This is a genomic window from Pseudonocardia kunmingensis, from assembly GCF_006716445.1.
Taxonomy (GTDB): domain Bacteria; phylum Actinomycetota; class Actinomycetes; order Mycobacteriales; family Pseudonocardiaceae; genus Pseudonocardia; species Pseudonocardia kunmingensis.
The window spans coordinates 1,121,093-1,135,954 of the sequence record NZ_VFPA01000003.1 but is presented as its reverse complement, the minus strand read 5'-3'; the positions used below and the strand labels follow the sequence as shown (position 1 = coordinate 1,135,954).

The 14,862-nt window shown below is 70.0% G+C and carries 15 protein-coding genes; 8 read left to right on the top strand and 7 right to left on the bottom strand.

The features are described from left to right. Positions 1 to 45: 45 nt before the first annotated feature. The 6 genes from FB558_RS28305 to FB558_RS28280 form a co-directional block, all read right to left on the bottom strand. Positions 46 to 1,458 (bottom strand): HNH endonuclease signature motif containing protein, encoded by a 1,413-nt coding sequence (locus tag FB558_RS28305; RefSeq protein ID WP_211366888.1) that lies wholly within the window; start codon positions 1,456 to 1,458, stop codon positions 46 to 48. Between the two features lie 675 nt (positions 1,459 to 2,133). Next, the gene (locus FB558_RS28300; protein ID WP_142058466.1) at positions 2,134 to 3,393 is read right to left on the bottom strand and encodes a glutaminase; all 1,260 of its coding nucleotides are present in this window, start codon (positions 3,391 to 3,393) and stop codon (positions 2,134 to 2,136) included. Positions 3,394 to 3,400: 7 nt separating this feature from the next. Continuing rightward, on the bottom strand, positions 3,401 to 4,003 hold the full coding sequence (gene wrbA / locus FB558_RS28295) for an NAD(P)H:quinone oxidoreductase (protein ID WP_142058464.1): 603 nt from the start codon (positions 4,001 to 4,003) through the stop codon (positions 3,401 to 3,403). 60 nt (positions 4,004 to 4,063) lie between these two features. Beyond that, on the bottom strand, positions 4,064 to 4,990 hold the full coding sequence (locus FB558_RS28290) for a DUF5996 family protein (protein WP_142058462.1): 927 nt from the start codon (positions 4,988 to 4,990) through the stop codon (positions 4,064 to 4,066). A 35-nt stretch (positions 4,991 to 5,025) separates the two neighbouring features. Then, positions 5,026 to 5,325 (bottom strand): GNAT family N-acetyltransferase, encoded by a 300-nt coding sequence (locus FB558_RS28285; protein ID WP_142058461.1) that lies wholly within the window; start codon positions 5,323 to 5,325, stop codon positions 5,026 to 5,028. Between the two features lie 35 nt (positions 5,326 to 5,360). Beyond that, positions 5,361 to 6,047, bottom strand: a complete 687-nt coding sequence (locus FB558_RS28280; protein ID WP_211366954.1) for a flavodoxin family protein — start codon at positions 6,045 to 6,047, stop codon at positions 5,361 to 5,363. A 308-nt stretch (positions 6,048 to 6,355) separates the two neighbouring features. On the opposite strand from FB558_RS28280, the gene FB558_RS28275 reads away from it, so the two are divergent. Further along, positions 6,356 to 7,762 carry an MFS transporter gene (locus tag FB558_RS28275; RefSeq protein WP_142058457.1) on the top strand — a complete coding sequence of 469 codons (1,407 nt, stop codon included), beginning with the start codon at positions 6,356 to 6,358 and terminating at the stop codon, positions 7,760 to 7,762. Between the two features lie 284 nt (positions 7,763 to 8,046). Here FB558_RS28275 and oxc read toward each other — a convergent pair whose 3' ends face one another. Next, entirely contained in the window at positions 8,047 to 9,777 is a 1,731-nt protein-coding gene (gene oxc, locus FB558_RS28270) for an oxalyl-CoA decarboxylase (RefSeq protein ID WP_142058455.1), read from the bottom strand. 388 nt (positions 9,778 to 10,165) lie between these two features. On the opposite strand from oxc, the gene FB558_RS28265 reads away from it, so the two are divergent. From FB558_RS28265 to FB558_RS28235, 7 genes are all read left to right on the top strand, one after another. Next, complete coding sequence (locus FB558_RS28265) at positions 10,166 to 10,624, top strand: helix-turn-helix domain-containing protein (protein ID WP_246106797.1); 459 nt, start codon at positions 10,166 to 10,168, stop codon at positions 10,622 to 10,624. 4 nt (positions 10,625 to 10,628) lie between these two features. Then, a complete protein-coding gene (locus tag FB558_RS28260) occupies positions 10,629 to 10,931 on the top strand; it encodes a hypothetical protein (RefSeq protein ID WP_246106796.1) in 303 nt (100 codons plus the stop codon). 66 nt (positions 10,932 to 10,997) lie between these two features. After that, entirely contained in the window at positions 10,998 to 11,297 is a 300-nt protein-coding gene (locus FB558_RS28255) for a hypothetical protein (RefSeq protein ID WP_142059214.1), read from the top strand. Between the two features lie 11 nt (positions 11,298 to 11,308). Then, complete coding sequence (locus FB558_RS28250) at positions 11,309 to 11,566, top strand: hypothetical protein (RefSeq protein ID WP_142058453.1); 258 nt, start codon at positions 11,309 to 11,311, stop codon at positions 11,564 to 11,566. A 580-nt stretch (positions 11,567 to 12,146) separates the two neighbouring features. After that, the gene (locus FB558_RS28245; protein ID WP_142058451.1) at positions 12,147 to 12,734 is read left to right on the top strand and encodes a hypothetical protein; all 588 of its coding nucleotides are present in this window, start codon (positions 12,147 to 12,149) and stop codon (positions 12,732 to 12,734) included. A 141-nt stretch (positions 12,735 to 12,875) separates the two neighbouring features. Then, positions 12,876 to 13,868, top strand: coding sequence for an NAD-dependent epimerase/dehydratase family protein (locus FB558_RS28240; protein ID WP_170231561.1), 993 nt, complete (start codon positions 12,876 to 12,878; stop codon positions 13,866 to 13,868). A 59-nt stretch (positions 13,869 to 13,927) separates the two neighbouring features. Beyond that, positions 13,928 to 14,689 (top strand): class I SAM-dependent methyltransferase, encoded by a 762-nt coding sequence (locus tag FB558_RS28235; protein ID WP_246106795.1) that lies wholly within the window; start codon positions 13,928 to 13,930, stop codon positions 14,687 to 14,689. Positions 14,690 to 14,862: the final 173 nt, after the last annotated feature.

Genomic DNA, 14,862 nt, shown 5'->3' with positions numbered 1-14,862 from the left:
TCTCCGGCCCGGCCCGCGCGTTCCGCGGAACGCCACTCGGCAGGGTCAGGCTGCGGTTCGGGTTCTCCTGGGCAGCAGTGCGCCCAGGATGGGATCCACGTCGAGTCGTTCGCCGAACCACTGCGGCGACAGGGTTTTGCGGTCGATCCGCAACTGATCCCAGGTGTGCATTTCGATCAGGCTTTCCGCGCGGCCGCTCAACACCATCGGCTCGGGGATCGGGGTGCCGTCCGGGCGGAGGAACTCCCACCGTCCCGGCCGCCGGTGAATGCGATAGCCGTGGTCATGGATCGCGAGATGATGAAACGAGCAGATCAGAACCAGGTTGTCGATATCCGTAGGCCCACCGTGGAGCCAATGCCGCACATGATGCGCCTGAAGATAGCGGGTGTGAGTACACCCAGGGAATTGACACCGTTCGCCGTCCCGGGCCATGAGTGCGGTGATCTGGGCCGGGGTGGCCAGGCGCCGGGACCGGCCCAGGTACATCCGGTTTCCCTCGCGGTCGTCGAGTAGTAGTTGCACCCGGGCGTCGCAGGCGAGTCGTTCCGCGGTCGGGGCCGCGATCTCCGGGCCGCCGGCGATCCGGGCCGTCCCGGAGTTGACATCGAGGTGCACGACCACCTGGCTGTTGCCCCGCTCCACCACCGGCTCCACCACCGGCTCCGCCTCGCCGCCGCGGACGGCGCCGGTGCCGGCGGTCGTGGTGCTGGCAGTGCGGGTGACCAGGGCCAGGAGTGCGTCGGCGCGGTGGGCCGCCATCCGGTCCACCACCGGCCCGGGTTCCTGTTCCCGCGATCGCTCGTCCAGGTCTTCCGGTGCGGGGGCGTCCGAGTAGCGGGGCGGGATCTTGGGCGGGACCAAAGCTTCGATCGCGCCGATGAACGCGGCGCCCGCGTCGGGAGTGAACCGGACGAGGACCAGCAGGGATCCGTCGTCGTCGGTGCGCCAGGTCACCGACCGGCGGGCCGCGGTGTCCTGCGGTGGGGTGTGCAGGCGGCGGACCGCCGCGACCACGGTTTCGATGTGGCTGGCGGTGCCGCACAGGGCCACGTTCAGCAGGACCCGTTCCGCGGCTTCGGGGTCCGCGACCCGGGTGTGGCGCCATTTCGGGTCGCCGGCGGCGATGGCGGCGCCGATCTGGGTGAGGGTGTCGGTGTCGGTGCCGGTGACCCGGCTGATGGCCCGCACTTTGGAGTAGGAGATCTTCCCGGCGCCGAACGCCTCCCGGATCTTCGGTAGCTGTTGCAGGGCGTGGGCGACCCGGACGCGCTCGGTGGCGGTGCGCAGGTTCATCCCGGCTCGCCAGGACAGCCAGTGGGCACAGGAGCGGATCCCGTCGCCGCACCAGCCGCCGCGGTCGTCGAACTCGGCGAGCAGCTGGAGGAAGTGGCATTCGGCGGCGGCGATGTGCCCGGCCAAGGTCAACAGTTCCGACTCGAGATCATCGGTGCTCATGCGCTGCATCAGGCCTGCCACGGAGCCGGGCAACTCGGGAGGCGGCGATCCAGGCGGCGACCCGGGCAACCGGGTGGGCGCCGATGTGGGCAGCGCAGTGGGCCGGGGGTGGGTCGGGAAATCACGGCAGTGGGCATAGGAGGGCCTCCTGATAGCGGGCTGGTGTTCGCTTCCAGGATGGCAGTGGGGTCTGACATTTTCGGGGTGTTTCGGTGCGTTCCGCGGAACGCGGAACGCGGTGGTCCGCAGGTTTCCGTTGGCGGGTGTGAGGGGGTGGCGGATCGGGACAACCGGATAGTCGCGTAGGCACCCGGCGGTGACGGTCTCGTCGAAATACAGGCGTGCCCCCACGCCGGGAACGGCCGCCAACGCCACCACGGTATTCGGTAATGAACCCAACCCGACCACGCCGGCACGCAAGGGGCGTAGGCGAACGGAGCGACTGCACCCGACACCCCCAGCGGGGAGGCCGAGCGGCAGGCTACGAGGGTGACCAAGGCCCGCCCACGAGAGCCGAACTACGAGGCCGTACCCCCAGGAACAGGGCCACCGCGTTCCGCGGAACGCTCACGCGGAGCGGCGCCGACCAGTTCGGTGAGTTCGGCCACGATCCACCACCGGAGGCGTGACCCGTCGAAGGACGCGGTTCTACCGCAACGCAACGGGGACGCCCGCTCAGCGGGAGTATCGGCCACGGCCTCGCACCAGCGGGCGTCTGCCGTCGCCGAGGTCCGGATCGGGGAGGACGGTGTCGGGGTCGACGAGTGCGGTGGTGTGGCCGTCGAGCGTCAGGCGGCGCAGTGCTTCGAGGACCATGCGGCGGCCGACGTCGCTGAACCGGTCGACGCGTGTCAGGTCAAGGGTGACCGTGGGCGTGCTGATCGCATCGCCGGACAGGCGGTCGAGGATCGCCTCGGCACCGGGGAAGTGGATGACCCCCTGGATCTCGTAGACGGTGGTGCCGCCCTCGACCGATACCCCCCGGACGGCGGTGATCCCGTGGGGTTCGGCGTCCATCAGGTGCATCCCCATGTCGCGGGAGAGACGTTCGCAGATCGCGACCCCGCGCACGCTGTTCCCGTGCGTGTCCAGGCGGGGCGAGACCGTGCCGAGACCGAGCTCGCCCGGCAGTGCTCCCATCAGGCCCCCGGCCACGCCGCTCTTGGCGGGGATGCCGACCCGGACCAGCCAGTCGCCTGCGGCGTCGTACATGCCGCAGCCGGCCATCACCGCCAGCGTCCGGCGCGCGACGGCGGCGGGAACGACCCGGTTCCCGGTGACGGGCTGGACGCCGGCGTTGGCCAGTGTCGCGCCCATGACGGCGAGGTCCCGGACGGTGACCCGCACCGCGCACTGCCGCGTGTAGCCGTCCACGACGGCGTGTGCGCTGCCGGCGACGACCCCGTAGTTGCGCAGCATGTGCACGATCGCGAGGTTGCGGTCGGCGGTCTCGATCTCGGAGCGGTAGACGTCCTCGTCCACGGTCAGGACGCGGCCGGCGAGCTCGGAGAGGAACTCGACGATGCGGGTCACCCGGTCCTGGCTCGTGGCGTCGTCGCCGGCCAGGAGGTGGTGGACCGCGAGCGCACCCGCATTGATCATCGGGTTCTTCGGGCGGTGGGTGCCGCCTTCCAACGACAGCTCGTCGAACGCCTCACCGGAGGGCTCGACGCCCACGGTCGCGTCGACGGCGTCGGCGCCGCGGTCGATCAGCGCTGCCGCGTAGGCGAACGGTTTCGAGATCGACTGGATGGAGAACTCGACCCGGTCGTCGCCCACCGAGTAGGTCCGCCCGTTCGGGATCGCCAGCGCGACGCCCAGGACGTCCGGGTCGGCGTCGGCGAGCTGCGGGATGTAGTCGGCGACGGTGCCGGCCCGGTCGTCGCGCAGGCTGTCGAGGATCTCGTGCAGGTAGTCGGGAACGGGGTTGCGCACGCCTCGGTCAGCTCGCCAGCCGGCCGGCGACGGTCACGACGCGGGTGGCGAGGTGGTGCAGGGCGGCGATGTCGGCGTCGGCGAGCGGGGCGTTGTCCGCGCCGGTGACGTGCGAGGCGCCGTAGGGGTTGCCGTCGACGAACTTCAGCGGGTCGGTGTAGCCGGGTGCGACGACGATTCCGCCGAAGTGGTGGATCGTGTTGTACAGCGCGAGGAGCGTCGACTCCTGGCCGCCGTGCGACGTCTGGCTGGCGGTGAAGCCTGCGTAGACCTTGTCGGCGAGCAGGCCCTGGCCCCACTGCGGGCCGAGGGAGTCGATGAAGGTCTTGAGCTGCCCCGCGATGTTGCCGTAGCGGGTGGGGGAGCCGAACAGGACGGCGTCCGCCCACACGATGTCGTCGGGCTCGGCGGCCGGGGTCTGCGCCGCGGCCTCGGCGTGCGCGGCCTGGGCGTCGGTGGCCTCGCGCTCACCGGTGGTTGCCGGGCGGGCGACCCGGCGCAGCCGGACCTCGGCGCCGGCCTTCTCCGCGCCGTCGGCGGCGTGGTGCGCCATCGCGTCGAGGGTGCCGGTCGCGGAGTAGTAGACGATCGCGAGCTTGACGGTGCTCATGGGTTCCTCCTGGGGAGCGTTCTCGCGCTGGGGTGTGGTGCGGGTCCGTCGCCGTGGTGGTCACGCCCACCGGCGGGGGTCGTCCTCCAGCGCCGGGCGGTCCCACTTCCCGAGGTCGGCGGCGGCTGCGTAGGTGCTGTGGAGGAACTCGGCGACCGCGCGGTCGGGGTCGGGTGCGGCGCGGGCGACTTCGTAGGGCAGCAGGAACTGCTGGAGCTGGGTGCTGAAGTACGCGCCGTCGGGGCCGACCGGCTGGTCGGCGAACCCGTCGGGTGCGGGGTAGGCGTAGGAGTAGAAGGCGCCCTCCTCCCCACCGCCGGGCCAGAACCCGCAGCTGGACAGCTCCCGGGAGTAGCCCTCGACCATGACCCAGTCCCCGCAGTTGGGCACGCCGCCGGGGTGCGGCGGGGCCGGGCGCCCGGAGAAGCGGGTGCAGGCCAGGTCGAACGAGCCCCAGAAGAAGTGCACCGGGCTGACCTTGCCGACGAAGTGCGACCGGAACTCGCCGATCACCCGGTTCGCCTGCAGCAGTTGCCGCCAGAACAGGGCGGCCGCCTCGCCGTCGTAGGAGGCGTGCTCGTGGTCCTCGGTGAAGGGGATCGCCGGGTCGACCTCGTTGGGGTGCCGTCGGATCGGTGCCTCGATCCCGAGCCGGTCCAGCTCGGCCATGATCTGCGCGTAGAACTCGGCGACCGGCATCGGCTGCAGCGGGAAGCCCTGCGTGCCGCCGTCGCTGCTGCGGACCTCGAGCCGGTGGCCGAGGAAGTCGAACTCGATCTCGAAGGCTCCCGTGCGGTACGGGATGGCCGAGGTCGTCAGCCCGCGCGGGCTGACGTAGAGGGGCACCTGCCACCAGTGGTTGAGCAGCGGGGCGTGGGCCATGCGGATCTTGCCCACGATCTGGGTCCACATGTGCAGGGTGTCGCGGGTGTCGGTCCAGTCCGCGACCCGCAGGCTCGGCCAGCTCGTCGTCGACGGTGCTGTCATCGGTCTCATGTCCTTCGCGTGGGTGGGGAGCGCAGTCAGTCCGTGACCGTGCTGGCGGCCCGGTACTCGAGGTGGGCGAGTTCCGGGTGGCGCGCCAGCCAGCCGGCGATGAACGGGCACACCGCGAGCACTCGGAGCCCTTCCGCCTGCGCCGAGGCGATGCCTTCGCGGGCCAGCGACGAGCCGACGCCACGCCCTTCGAAGGCGGGATCGACTTCGGTGTGCACGAACGCGATGAGCTCCGACGTGCGTGCGTACTGGGCGAAACCGGCCACGGTCTCACCGTCGCGAGCCTCGAACCGGTTCGCAGAACGATTGTCGGTCACGGCGATCATGTGACGTCCTCCTCGTGGTCGGCTGTCACGCCCGGTCATCGGTACTCCGGGTTGGCGTGGTCGGGGTGCGTGCCGGCGTCCCAGGCCGTGCGCTGGTTGCCGTAGGCCGGGAACCCGCCCGCTCGGCGGATCATGGACGCGGTGTGGAGCAGGTTGTAGGTCATGAACGCGACGTTGCGGTTGGTGAAGTCGTTCTCCGGGCCGCCGGAGCCCTCGTCGAGGTAGGAGGGGCCGGGCCCGACCTCGCCGAGCCAGCCCGCGTCGGACTGCGGCGGGACGGTGAACCCGATGTGCTGCAGGATGAACAGGATGCTCGACGCGCAATGCTTGAGCCCGTCCTCGTTGCCGGTGAGCAGGCAGCCGCCGACGCGCCCGTAGTAGGCGTACTGGCCGTGGGAGTTGAGCACGCCGGAGTACCCGTAGAGCCGCTCGATCACCCGGCGGGTCACCGAGCTGTTGTCGCCGAGCCAGATCGGCCCGGCGATGACCAGGATGTCGGCGGCCAGGACCCGGGTCAGCAGCGCCGGCCATTCGTCGGTGTCCCACCCGTGCTCGGTCATGTCCGGGCGGACGCCGGTGGCGATGTCGTGATCGACCGCGCGGAACTGGTCCACGCCGACCCCGTTCGCCTCCATGATCGCGACGCTGCGGTCGATCACGCCCTGCGTGTGGCTGCGCTCGGGGAAACGGTTGAGGGTGCAGTTGATGTACGTCGCGTGCAGCCCGGTGAAGTCGGGCTTCTCCGAGACCTCGTCCGGTCCGGCGGATCCTCGACCTCGTGCGGAGTGGCTCACGCGCCGAGTCTGAGACGCCGCGGCCCCTGCCACATCGGCCGGTCAATCGGTCGGCCGGCGGAGGACTTCCTGCTGGACGCCGGTGAGGCCGCAGAGTTCGACACCCGCGTCCCGCACGCGAGCTGATCCCAGGGCAGCCTTTGCGGTTCGGCAAGTTTTGCATCAGGTCAGGCAGCGATCGGTTTGAGCTTCCACGAGCCCGGCGGACGTCCGGTGCCGCGAGGAGTGAGATCGACATGGTGCAACCGACTGCCCGCGCGACCGACCCGTCTGCGCTCGGCCCGCCGCGACGGCACTACGCATCGGTGCTGGTGCTGACCCTGATGCAGGTGACGCTGGTGATCGACAACAGCGTGGTGAACGTCGCCCTGCCCGTGATCCGGGACGAGCTCGGCTTCTCCGCGGCGGGCCTGTCGTGGGTGGTGACGTCCTACGCGCTGGCGTTCGGCGGGCTGGTCCTGCTGAGCGGCCGGGTGGGCGCGATCATCGGCTCCCGGCGGGCGCTGCTGGTCGGGATCTCCGTCTTCGTCGCCGCGTCCGCCCTCGGCGGGCTGGCCCTCACACCGGGGATGCTGATCGCGGCACGTGTCCTGCAGGGCGTCGGCGCGGCCCTCGCGGCACCCAGCACGCTGGTGCTGCTGATGGCGATCACGCAGCCGGGGGTGCAGCGGGCGAGGGCGATGTCGCTGTTCGTCCTGTCGATCGGGCTCGGTGCCGGTCTCGGGCTGTCCCTGGGCGGTGCGCTGACCTCCGGCCTCGGGTGGGAGTGGGTGATGTTCGTCAACGTTCCGATCGGAGCGTTGGTGTTCTTCGGCGTCCGCGCGCTGATCCCCGAGACCGACCGCCACCGGGGGCGACTCGACGTCGGTGGGGCGGTGTTCTCCACGATCGGCATGCTGGCGCTGGTCCACGGCCTGACGTCGGCCGCCGAACAGGGCTGGGCGAGCGCGCCGGTGATCGCGTCGTTCGTGGTGGCCGGAGCCGGCCTGGTGGCGCTGGTGCTGACCGAGCGGCGTCACGGGGCGCCGGTGGTGCCGCTGACGTTCTTCACGAGCATGTCCGGCGCCGCTCCGCTGCTGGCGATGATGCTGATCCCGGCGGGCCAGTTCGGGTTCCTCTACTTCGCCGCGCTCTACACCCAGGGCGTCCTGGGGTTCAGCCCGCTGCAGACCGGTCTGTCGGTGCTGCCGTTCACGGTAGGCCTGCTGACCACCAACCTGACGGTCAGCAGGTTGGTGACCCGCTACGGGGAACGCGTGGTCGGGGCCGCCGGCATGGTCGGTCTCCTGGCCGGCCTGGTGTGGATGTCGCGCCTGACGCCCGACAGCGGCTACCTCGACGGGTTGTTCGGCCCGTTCCTGCTGCTGGGTCTGGGCGCAGGTCTCACGATCGCCCCGCTCACCGCGGTGATCATGCACAGCGCGCCGCGCGAGCACGTCGGGGCCGCCTCCAGCCTGAACCAGGCGATGCAACAGCTGGGCGGGGCCGCGGGGCTCGCGGTCCTGTCGACCGTGTTCGCCGGCACCGCCGCCGGGTCCGGCACGGCGATCGGCATCTCCACCGCGCTCACCGTCGCCACCGCCTTCCCGCTGCTCGCACTGGTGCTGTTCGCGGTCTGGGCACGGCCGACCGCCGCCCGCTGAGCGCCACCTCGTCCGACCTCGCACGTCCGGGAATGGAGTACGGGAGCAGTGGCTCGCACAGCCCCACAACTGGCTGTCCGCCGTGGCCGTGAACTGGCTCGATGACACACCACGCCGGTTCGACGGAACGCCCGGCCTGTGGTGGCAGGACGGCGACCAGGTGGCATGACGGTACCCCCTACGAGCTGCAGGTCATCGTGTCCGCAGGACGGCACACCACCGTCGGCGCGAACAGACAGCGGCACCGGACTGATAGCAGTCCGGTGCCGCTGGTCAGACGGGGCTCACTTCTTCCCGGTGAGGCCCTTCGGGTTGAGGTGGCCGATGTTGCCGGACTCGGAGCCGTCCGCCGGGTCGATGATGCAGTCGATCAGAGCGGGCTTGCCCTCCGCGAGCGCCTTCCGCAGCATCTCGCTGACCTGGTCGGGGGTCGTGGCCTGGTAGCCCGTGCCGCCGAACGCCTGCATGAGGACGTCGTGCCGCGCACTCAGGTACGTCGGCGCCGGGTCGCCCGACGGGGACGCCTCGTCACCGCGGTACACGCCGCTGTTGTTGAGCACCAGTGTGATCACCGGCAGGTCGTAGCGGGCGATGACCTCGGCCTCCATGGCGGAGAAACCGAAGGCCGAGTCGCCCTCGATGGCGATCACCGGCTGCCCGGTCTCCACAGCGGCCGCGATGGCGTAACCCATGCCGATGCCCATCACGCCCCAGGTACCGGAGTCCAGCCGGTGCCGCGGTACGGACATCGGGATGGTGTTGCGCGTGAGGTCGAGGGCGTTGGCGCCCTCGTTCACGAGGTACACGTCCGGGTGCTCGGCGTACACGTCGCGGATGGCCTGGAGCGCGCCCAGGAACTTCATCGGCTCCGCGGTCTTCGCCGCCTCCAGCCGCTTGGCCATCTTCGCCACGTTCGCCGCGGACTTCTCGGCCAGCGCATCCCGCCACCCGGAGGGCGCCGCGATCTGCCCGGGCTTCGTCCGCTCCACCAGCGCGTCCATCACCGAGCCGATGTCGCCGACCAGCGGGGCGGCGATCGGCTGATTGGAGTCCATCTCGTTCGCCGCGATGTCGACCTGGATGAACTTCGCGTCCGGGTTCCACTGCGGCGCGTCCCCGTGCCCCAGCAGCCAGTTCAGTCGCGCCCCGACCAGCAGCACGACGTCGGCCTGCTTCAATGCCAGCGACCGCGCGGTGGCCACCGACTGCGGATGATCGTCCGGCAGCAGCCCCTTGGCCATCGACATGGGGACGTACGGGATCCCGCTCGACTCCACGAACTGGCGGACCGCGTCGTCGGCCCGCGCGTACGCCGCTCCCTTCCCGAGCACGATCAGCGGGCGCTGCGCCCCTGCCAGCAGCTCGATGGCCCGGTCGACGGCCGCGGCGTCGGGGATCTGCTTCGGCGCCGGGTCCACGACCTCCCAGAGGGACTTCGCGCCCTTGTCCTTGTCGATGACCTCACCCAGCACCGCCGCCGGGATGTCCAGGTACACCCCACCGGGCCGGCCGCTCACCGCCGTGCGGATCGCCCGCGCGATGCCCCGTCCGATGTCCTCGGCCCGCGATACCCGATACGCCGCCTTGCAGAGCTGCCTGGCGACCGAGAGCTGGTCCATCTCCTCGTAGTCACCGCGCTGCAGGTCCACGATGTGCCGCTCGCTGGAGCCGGAGATCTGCACCATCGGGAAGCAGTTGGTGGTGGCGTTCGCGAGACCGACCAGGCCATTGAGGAAGCCCGGCGCGGAGACGGTCAGGCAGATGCCCGCCCTCTGCGTCAGGAACCCGGCCGCCGCGGCGGCGTGCGCCGCGTCGCTCTCGTGCCGGAAGCCGATGTAGCGGATCCCGGACGCCTGGGCCAGGCGCGCCAGGTCCGTGATGGGGATGCCAACGACACCGTAGATCGTCTCGACCCTGTTCAGCTTCAGCGCGTCGACGACCAGGTGGATCCCGTCCGTCAGGGCGGGCTCGTCACCGCCTCGCGCTTCCGCGGCCTCCGCGACCGTGTCTGTCATGGTCGAGTCCTCCCAAGATGTGCCGTTGGCTTCGTTGCACTGCGACCTCAACTCGCTGTGATTGTATGCAGTACACCGTCTTCGCGGTGGGCGCCAGGGGGAGATGTCTGACACGCCGGGGAGCTGCGGCGATCCGCAGCCTGCCCGCGCCGCCCGTCTCCAGGGCGGCGACTGGTGGCACGGGCAGTCAGGTGAGCCGTGGCCCAGGACGTTCGGGCGACGTGGGCAGCAACGCCACGATCCTCGTGATGCTGGCGGACCTGCACGTCATCCACCCCGGCCGCTCTCGGCGCTCCTGACACGCCGCGGCGCCGCTTCGCTCGCGTTGCGTCTGCTTCGACTGTTGCGGATAATGCGAGTACGGGGCCGGCGCGTGGAGGTGGTGACAGTGACGATCGCACTTGATCAGATGCAGCCTGACCGAGACGATGTGAGGGCGGCGGTGGAGGTGTTGCCGCAGGTCAGGGACTACCTGGCTCGCCATCCAGATCAGGATGCGGTGCGTCTGGTTGTCGACGACGAGCACGGCGAAGAGGCGCTGACTGTGCCCCGGGCTGCGGTCGAGTTGCTGGCGCGGATCCTGGCGCACATGGCAGCAGGCCGGGGGGTGTCGGTGGTGCCCGCTCATGCTGAGCTGACCACCCAGCAGGCCGCCGACCTACTCAGTGTGTCCCGCCCGTTCCTGATCGGTCTGCTCGAAGCGGGGGAGATCACCTACCGCAGAGTCGGCAAGCATCGGCGAGTTCAGGCGGCGTCGCTACTGGAGTACCGACGCCGGGATGACCAGCAACGCCGCGAGGCCGCGGATGAGCTGACCGCCCTTACCCAGGACATGGGTCTGGGGTAGGCCAGTGGCGTTCGTCGTGGTCTACGACGCTAACGTGCTGTATCCGAACACGCTGCGTGATTTACTGATCCGAATCTCTCAGGCCGGGCTGGTCCAGGCTAAATGGACTAACCAGATCCTCGATGAGGTGTTCACTGACATCTACCAGAATCGACCCGACCTCGACCCTGCTGCCCTGGCGCGCACCCGGCAGCTGATGCTCCGGGCCGTGCGGGACTGTCTGGTGCTCGGCTACGAGCCGCTCATCGTTCTCGGCAGGCTCGACCGCGACGGCCTGGTCGAATCTGTCGCCGCCCTCCGGGCCTGACCTCGCATGCCAAGGGGTGTTCCGAAGCCTGTGATGCGCTTGACCGGTCGGTGGCGGATCGTGCAGATGAACGGGTGGGATCGCGACGCAATCGATCTGGTTGAACCCGGCTTCGTCGAGTTCGCCGCGGACGGGACCGGTGAGTTCGGTTTCATCGCCGTCCGCGGTTGGCTGGACTGCCGCCCGGTCGAGCGGGACGGCCGTATCGGTGTCGAGTTCACCTGGAGCGGAGTCGACGAGGGCGATCAGGTCGGCGGTCGTGGCTGGGCGGCTCTTGTCGATGACGGGGCGATCGAAGGGCACTTGTTCTTCCACATGGGAGACGACTCGAGTTTCCGGGCAGAACCCTTTACTTCCGCCGATTGAGTGGATGGGTAGTGAGTGAGTACCAGCACTACGATTTTCTGGCGATCGACCGGCCGCTGGGCGACGACGAGCAGGCCGAGGTGCGGTCGCTGTCGACCCGGGCGAGGATGACGACCACGAGCTTCGCGAACGACTACCACTGGGGCAACTTCCGCGGTGATCCGAACCGAGCACTGGGTGCATGGTCGGCCCGGGTATCGCTGCCCCCATGGTTTCAACAGTGCGATGTCACGTCCGGTGGATGCGGCCCGCAACCTCTACGTCCGTGAGGACGAGATGCTGGGCAGGCTCGCCACGCGCATCCCCTCGAGCGGCGTGGCGTCGAGGTGGGCGTTGTGCCGCCGCTGGAGCCCGTCGGCCATCTGCGGTCGAACGCCCTGGTGGTTGTCTACGGTCCAGATGGATGGAACCTCGCGGGACGCGGCTGAGGACGCATACTCCGGCCGGCGCTCCCGCGAAGACCTGGACTTCGTGGGGTACTTCTGTGTCCGAGGGGGACTCGAACACCTCTATGTTGCACCCTCGCGACTGGCGGGGGTTCATGGGGCATGACGTCAGCGCGAAGCGGCATGGCCACGGACTGCGGCGGGACGTTCTGTGGAAACGAGAGTGCTCGGGCGCCCTTGCGGTAGGGCGAGGTTTCACCTCGACTCCGTGGCGGCGTGAACGAGGCAGTGTGTGGACGACTCGCGCAACGTGGATCGTCAGGCGGCATCGGCCCCACTCCGAGAGCCGGAACCTACGGGAGTCCGTCCGCGGCGGCGCCGTTCAGCGTCCTCACAGCGCTGGGCGTGCACACTCGCTGGTCGACAAGGTGTGCTCAGCGACGGGAGCGAGGAGGCGAGGCGCATGGCCGATTCGTCTCGTGCTCCGCGCCGCGCCGGGATGCTCAGCGATTTCGACAGCCGGCTGTCGCTCGTGGTCGGTGCGACGGTGACGGTCGTCGTCGCGGTCCTGTTCGATGTGCTCGCCGGCGAGCACCCGACGCACACTCTCGTACTAGCGTTGGTGGTGCTCGTCGTGGCGGGCCTGCGCCTGTGGCTCGGCGGGCGCCGTGAGGGTCTTCTCTCGGTCGTGTCGGGCGCCGTCGTGGCGCAGCCGGCACTGCATGCGACGGCGAAGCTCGACTCGAGCGCGACGCACCACGTCTCGGGCGGGTTGCTCCACATCGTCGTGGCGGACGGCCCAGGGGCCGCGATGCAGCTCGCCGTGTCCGCCGCCGTCGTCATCGCGGTCGCGACCAGCGGACGCATCGCTCAGCTACTCCTGACGGCGTTGCGCCGGCCGGTGCGGTTGCTCGTCTCCGGACCCCCGCCGCCAGCGCTTGTGCGTTCACCGGCTTGCCTGTGCGTCCGGCCTCACGGATCGATGTTGCACTGGTGTGGATGGAGTATCCAGGCGGCGCGGCGAGGTCCGCCCCGCCCGTCGTTCGCCTGACACCTCCTCCTCGCTGAACGGCCGATGACGTCGCCGTGCGCACGTGCGCGGGGGAGTCCCCACTCGCCCTGCGCACGCCGTGCACCGCGTGCCCGCCACGTCGTGCTTCTTGCGTGCGTCCTGTTCACAGGGACGACGACAATGACTTTCCAGGGAACCACCGAGACCTGCGCCGACCCGTCAGCCGGCGCATCGGAGCTGTCATCCGATCATCGGCTGCGACGAGCCACCGTGCTGGTCACCGGTGCTCGCGGCTTCATCGGCCGGCATCTTGTCCGCCGCCTGCTCATGGAGGGTGCGTTGATCCACGCCACCACTCGCGCCGCACCAGTGGAGCAACGTGGCGTTCGGTGGTGGCAGCTGGACCTCTCCGATGCTGAACGGACCGCGGACGTCGTCCGCCAGGTCCGCCCCGATGTGATCATCCATCTCGCGAGCCGTGCTCAGGGTACTCGCAGTCTCGAGCTGGTGCTGCCGATGATCAACGACAATCTGCTCAGCGCAGTCAACGTGATGAACGCTGCGGCAACGGTTCCTGGCTGCCGGGTCGTCCTCGCCGGCTCCCTGGAGGAGCACGGGGACATCGGCGCCGATACCGCCGGAGGATCGCCCTACGCGGCCTCGAAGGTCGCCGCGTCCGCCTTCGCCGCCCTGTTCCGTGATCTCTCGGACCTCCCGGTGGTCGTGCTCCGGCTCGCGATGGTGTACGGGCCTGACGATCCCCACCGGCATCGGCTGGTGCCTTACGTCGTCGACAGCCTGCTGCGGGGCGTCGGCCCGCAGTTGAGCAGCGGATGTCGCCGGATCGATTGGGTCTACGTCGATGACGTTGTCGATGCCGTGCTGGCGGCGGCGACCGTTCCGGCGGCGCTCGGGCGGGTGCTGGACGTCGGGTCCGGTGTCTCGGTGTCGATCCGCTGGGCCGTATCGCTGATCGTCGAGGCGACCGGCACCAGCGCAGTGCCGGTCTTCGGTGCGTTGCCGGACCGGATCGGTGACCGCGATCTGGTCAGCGACCCCACGCCGGCATCCCGGCACCTCGGGTGGAAAGCCAAGACGGGGCTGCGGACCGGGATCGAGCACACCGTTGCCTGGCACGCCGAGCACCGTGCCTTCTCGTCGTCGGCCGGGTGAGCCGCGTGGCGAAGCGAACTACCTGGGTAGATGCCGTGCGAACGACAGCCTACGGAGGCGTGCTCCGAGCACTGCAGACCGTCGGTGTCCGTCGGTCGGACGCGGCGCTCGAGGAGGAGGCGCAGCGCTACTGGACGGAGTCCCACCAGGGACGTGGCTCGCACTGGCGAAGTACCAGCAGGTTCGCCGAAGGCGAGCTGTGGACGCAGATCGGCCTGCGCCATCTCGGCATGTTGCGCCGGGCGGCCAGGACGCTGGATGCCGGGCCGGACCTGGAGAGGGTCGTGGAATGGGGCTGCGGCGGTGGCGCGAACGCGGTGCAGATCGCGCCGCTGGCCCGGGAGTTCGTCGGCGTCGACGTGTCGGTCGACAGCCTGGAGGAATGCGCCCGCCAGGTCGCCGCTCGGTGCGATACGCCGTTCCGGCCGGTGCTCGTGGACGTGCGGGATCCCGAGTCGGCGCTGCGCCAGATCGAGGGTCGCTGCGATGTGTTCCTGTGCGTCTACGTCTTCGAGCTCATCCCGAACCCCGCCTATGGTGAGCGCCTCCTGCGCATCGCACACGACACCCTCGCCCCAGGTGGACTGGCGCTCGTCCAGATCAAGTACGACACCGGGTCGTGGCGGACCCGCCCGCGTCGGCTGTCCTACCGGTTCAGCCCGGGCAACACGACCACCTATCCCATCCACACCTTCTGGGAGCTGGCCGCGCGGTGCGGGTTCGAGCCGCGGTACGTCGAACTGGTTCCCCGGGACGAGCTGGACGAGCGCTACGCCTACTTCGTCCTGGTGAAGCCGGTCGCCCCGGCCGGCCCGTCATGACCATGGCCGGCGCGTTCAGCGTCCTGCCGACCGGGCTCACGGGCATGCGGAGCTGTGATGTCCGCAGCGCCGGACTTCGGCTGCCCCCGTGGGCAGCCGCGCGGGTGCGCGTTCGGTAGCGCGCACCAGCCGGCGACCGGTCCGCGGCCCCCTCCCGCGCGACCGGTCGCCGG

What these genes read in the sequence shown, in the direction of transcription:
- FB558_RS28240 (WP_170231561.1), top strand. Translation starts at nt 12,876, where the DNA reads ATGACTTTCCAGGGAACCACCGAGACCTGCGCCGACCCGTCAGCCGGC.
- oxc (WP_142058455.1), bottom strand. Translation starts at nt 9,777, where the DNA reads ATGACAGACACGGTCGCGGAGGCCGCGGAAGCGCGAGGCGGTGACGAG.
- FB558_RS28305 (WP_211366888.1), bottom strand. Translation starts at nt 1,458, where the DNA reads ATGAGCACCGATGATCTCGAGTCGGAACTGTTGACCTTGGCCGGGCAC.
- wrbA (WP_142058464.1), bottom strand. Translation starts at nt 4,003, where the DNA reads ATGAGCACCGTCAAGCTCGCGATCGTCTACTACTCCGCGACCGGCACC.
- FB558_RS28255 (WP_142059214.1), top strand. Translation starts at nt 10,998, where the DNA reads ATGAACGGGTGGGATCGCGACGCAATCGATCTGGTTGAACCCGGCTTC.
- FB558_RS28275 (WP_142058457.1), top strand. Translation starts at nt 6,356, where the DNA reads ATGGTGCAACCGACTGCCCGCGCGACCGACCCGTCTGCGCTCGGCCCG.
- FB558_RS28285 (WP_142058461.1), bottom strand. Translation starts at nt 5,325, where the DNA reads ATGATCGCCGTGACCGACAATCGTTCTGCGAACCGGTTCGAGGCTCGC.
- FB558_RS28290 (WP_142058462.1), bottom strand. Translation starts at nt 4,990, where the DNA reads ATGACAGCACCGTCGACGACGAGCTGGCCGAGCCTGCGGGTCGCGGAC.
- FB558_RS28245 (WP_142058451.1), top strand. Translation starts at nt 12,147, where the DNA reads ATGGCCGATTCGTCTCGTGCTCCGCGCCGCGCCGGGATGCTCAGCGAT.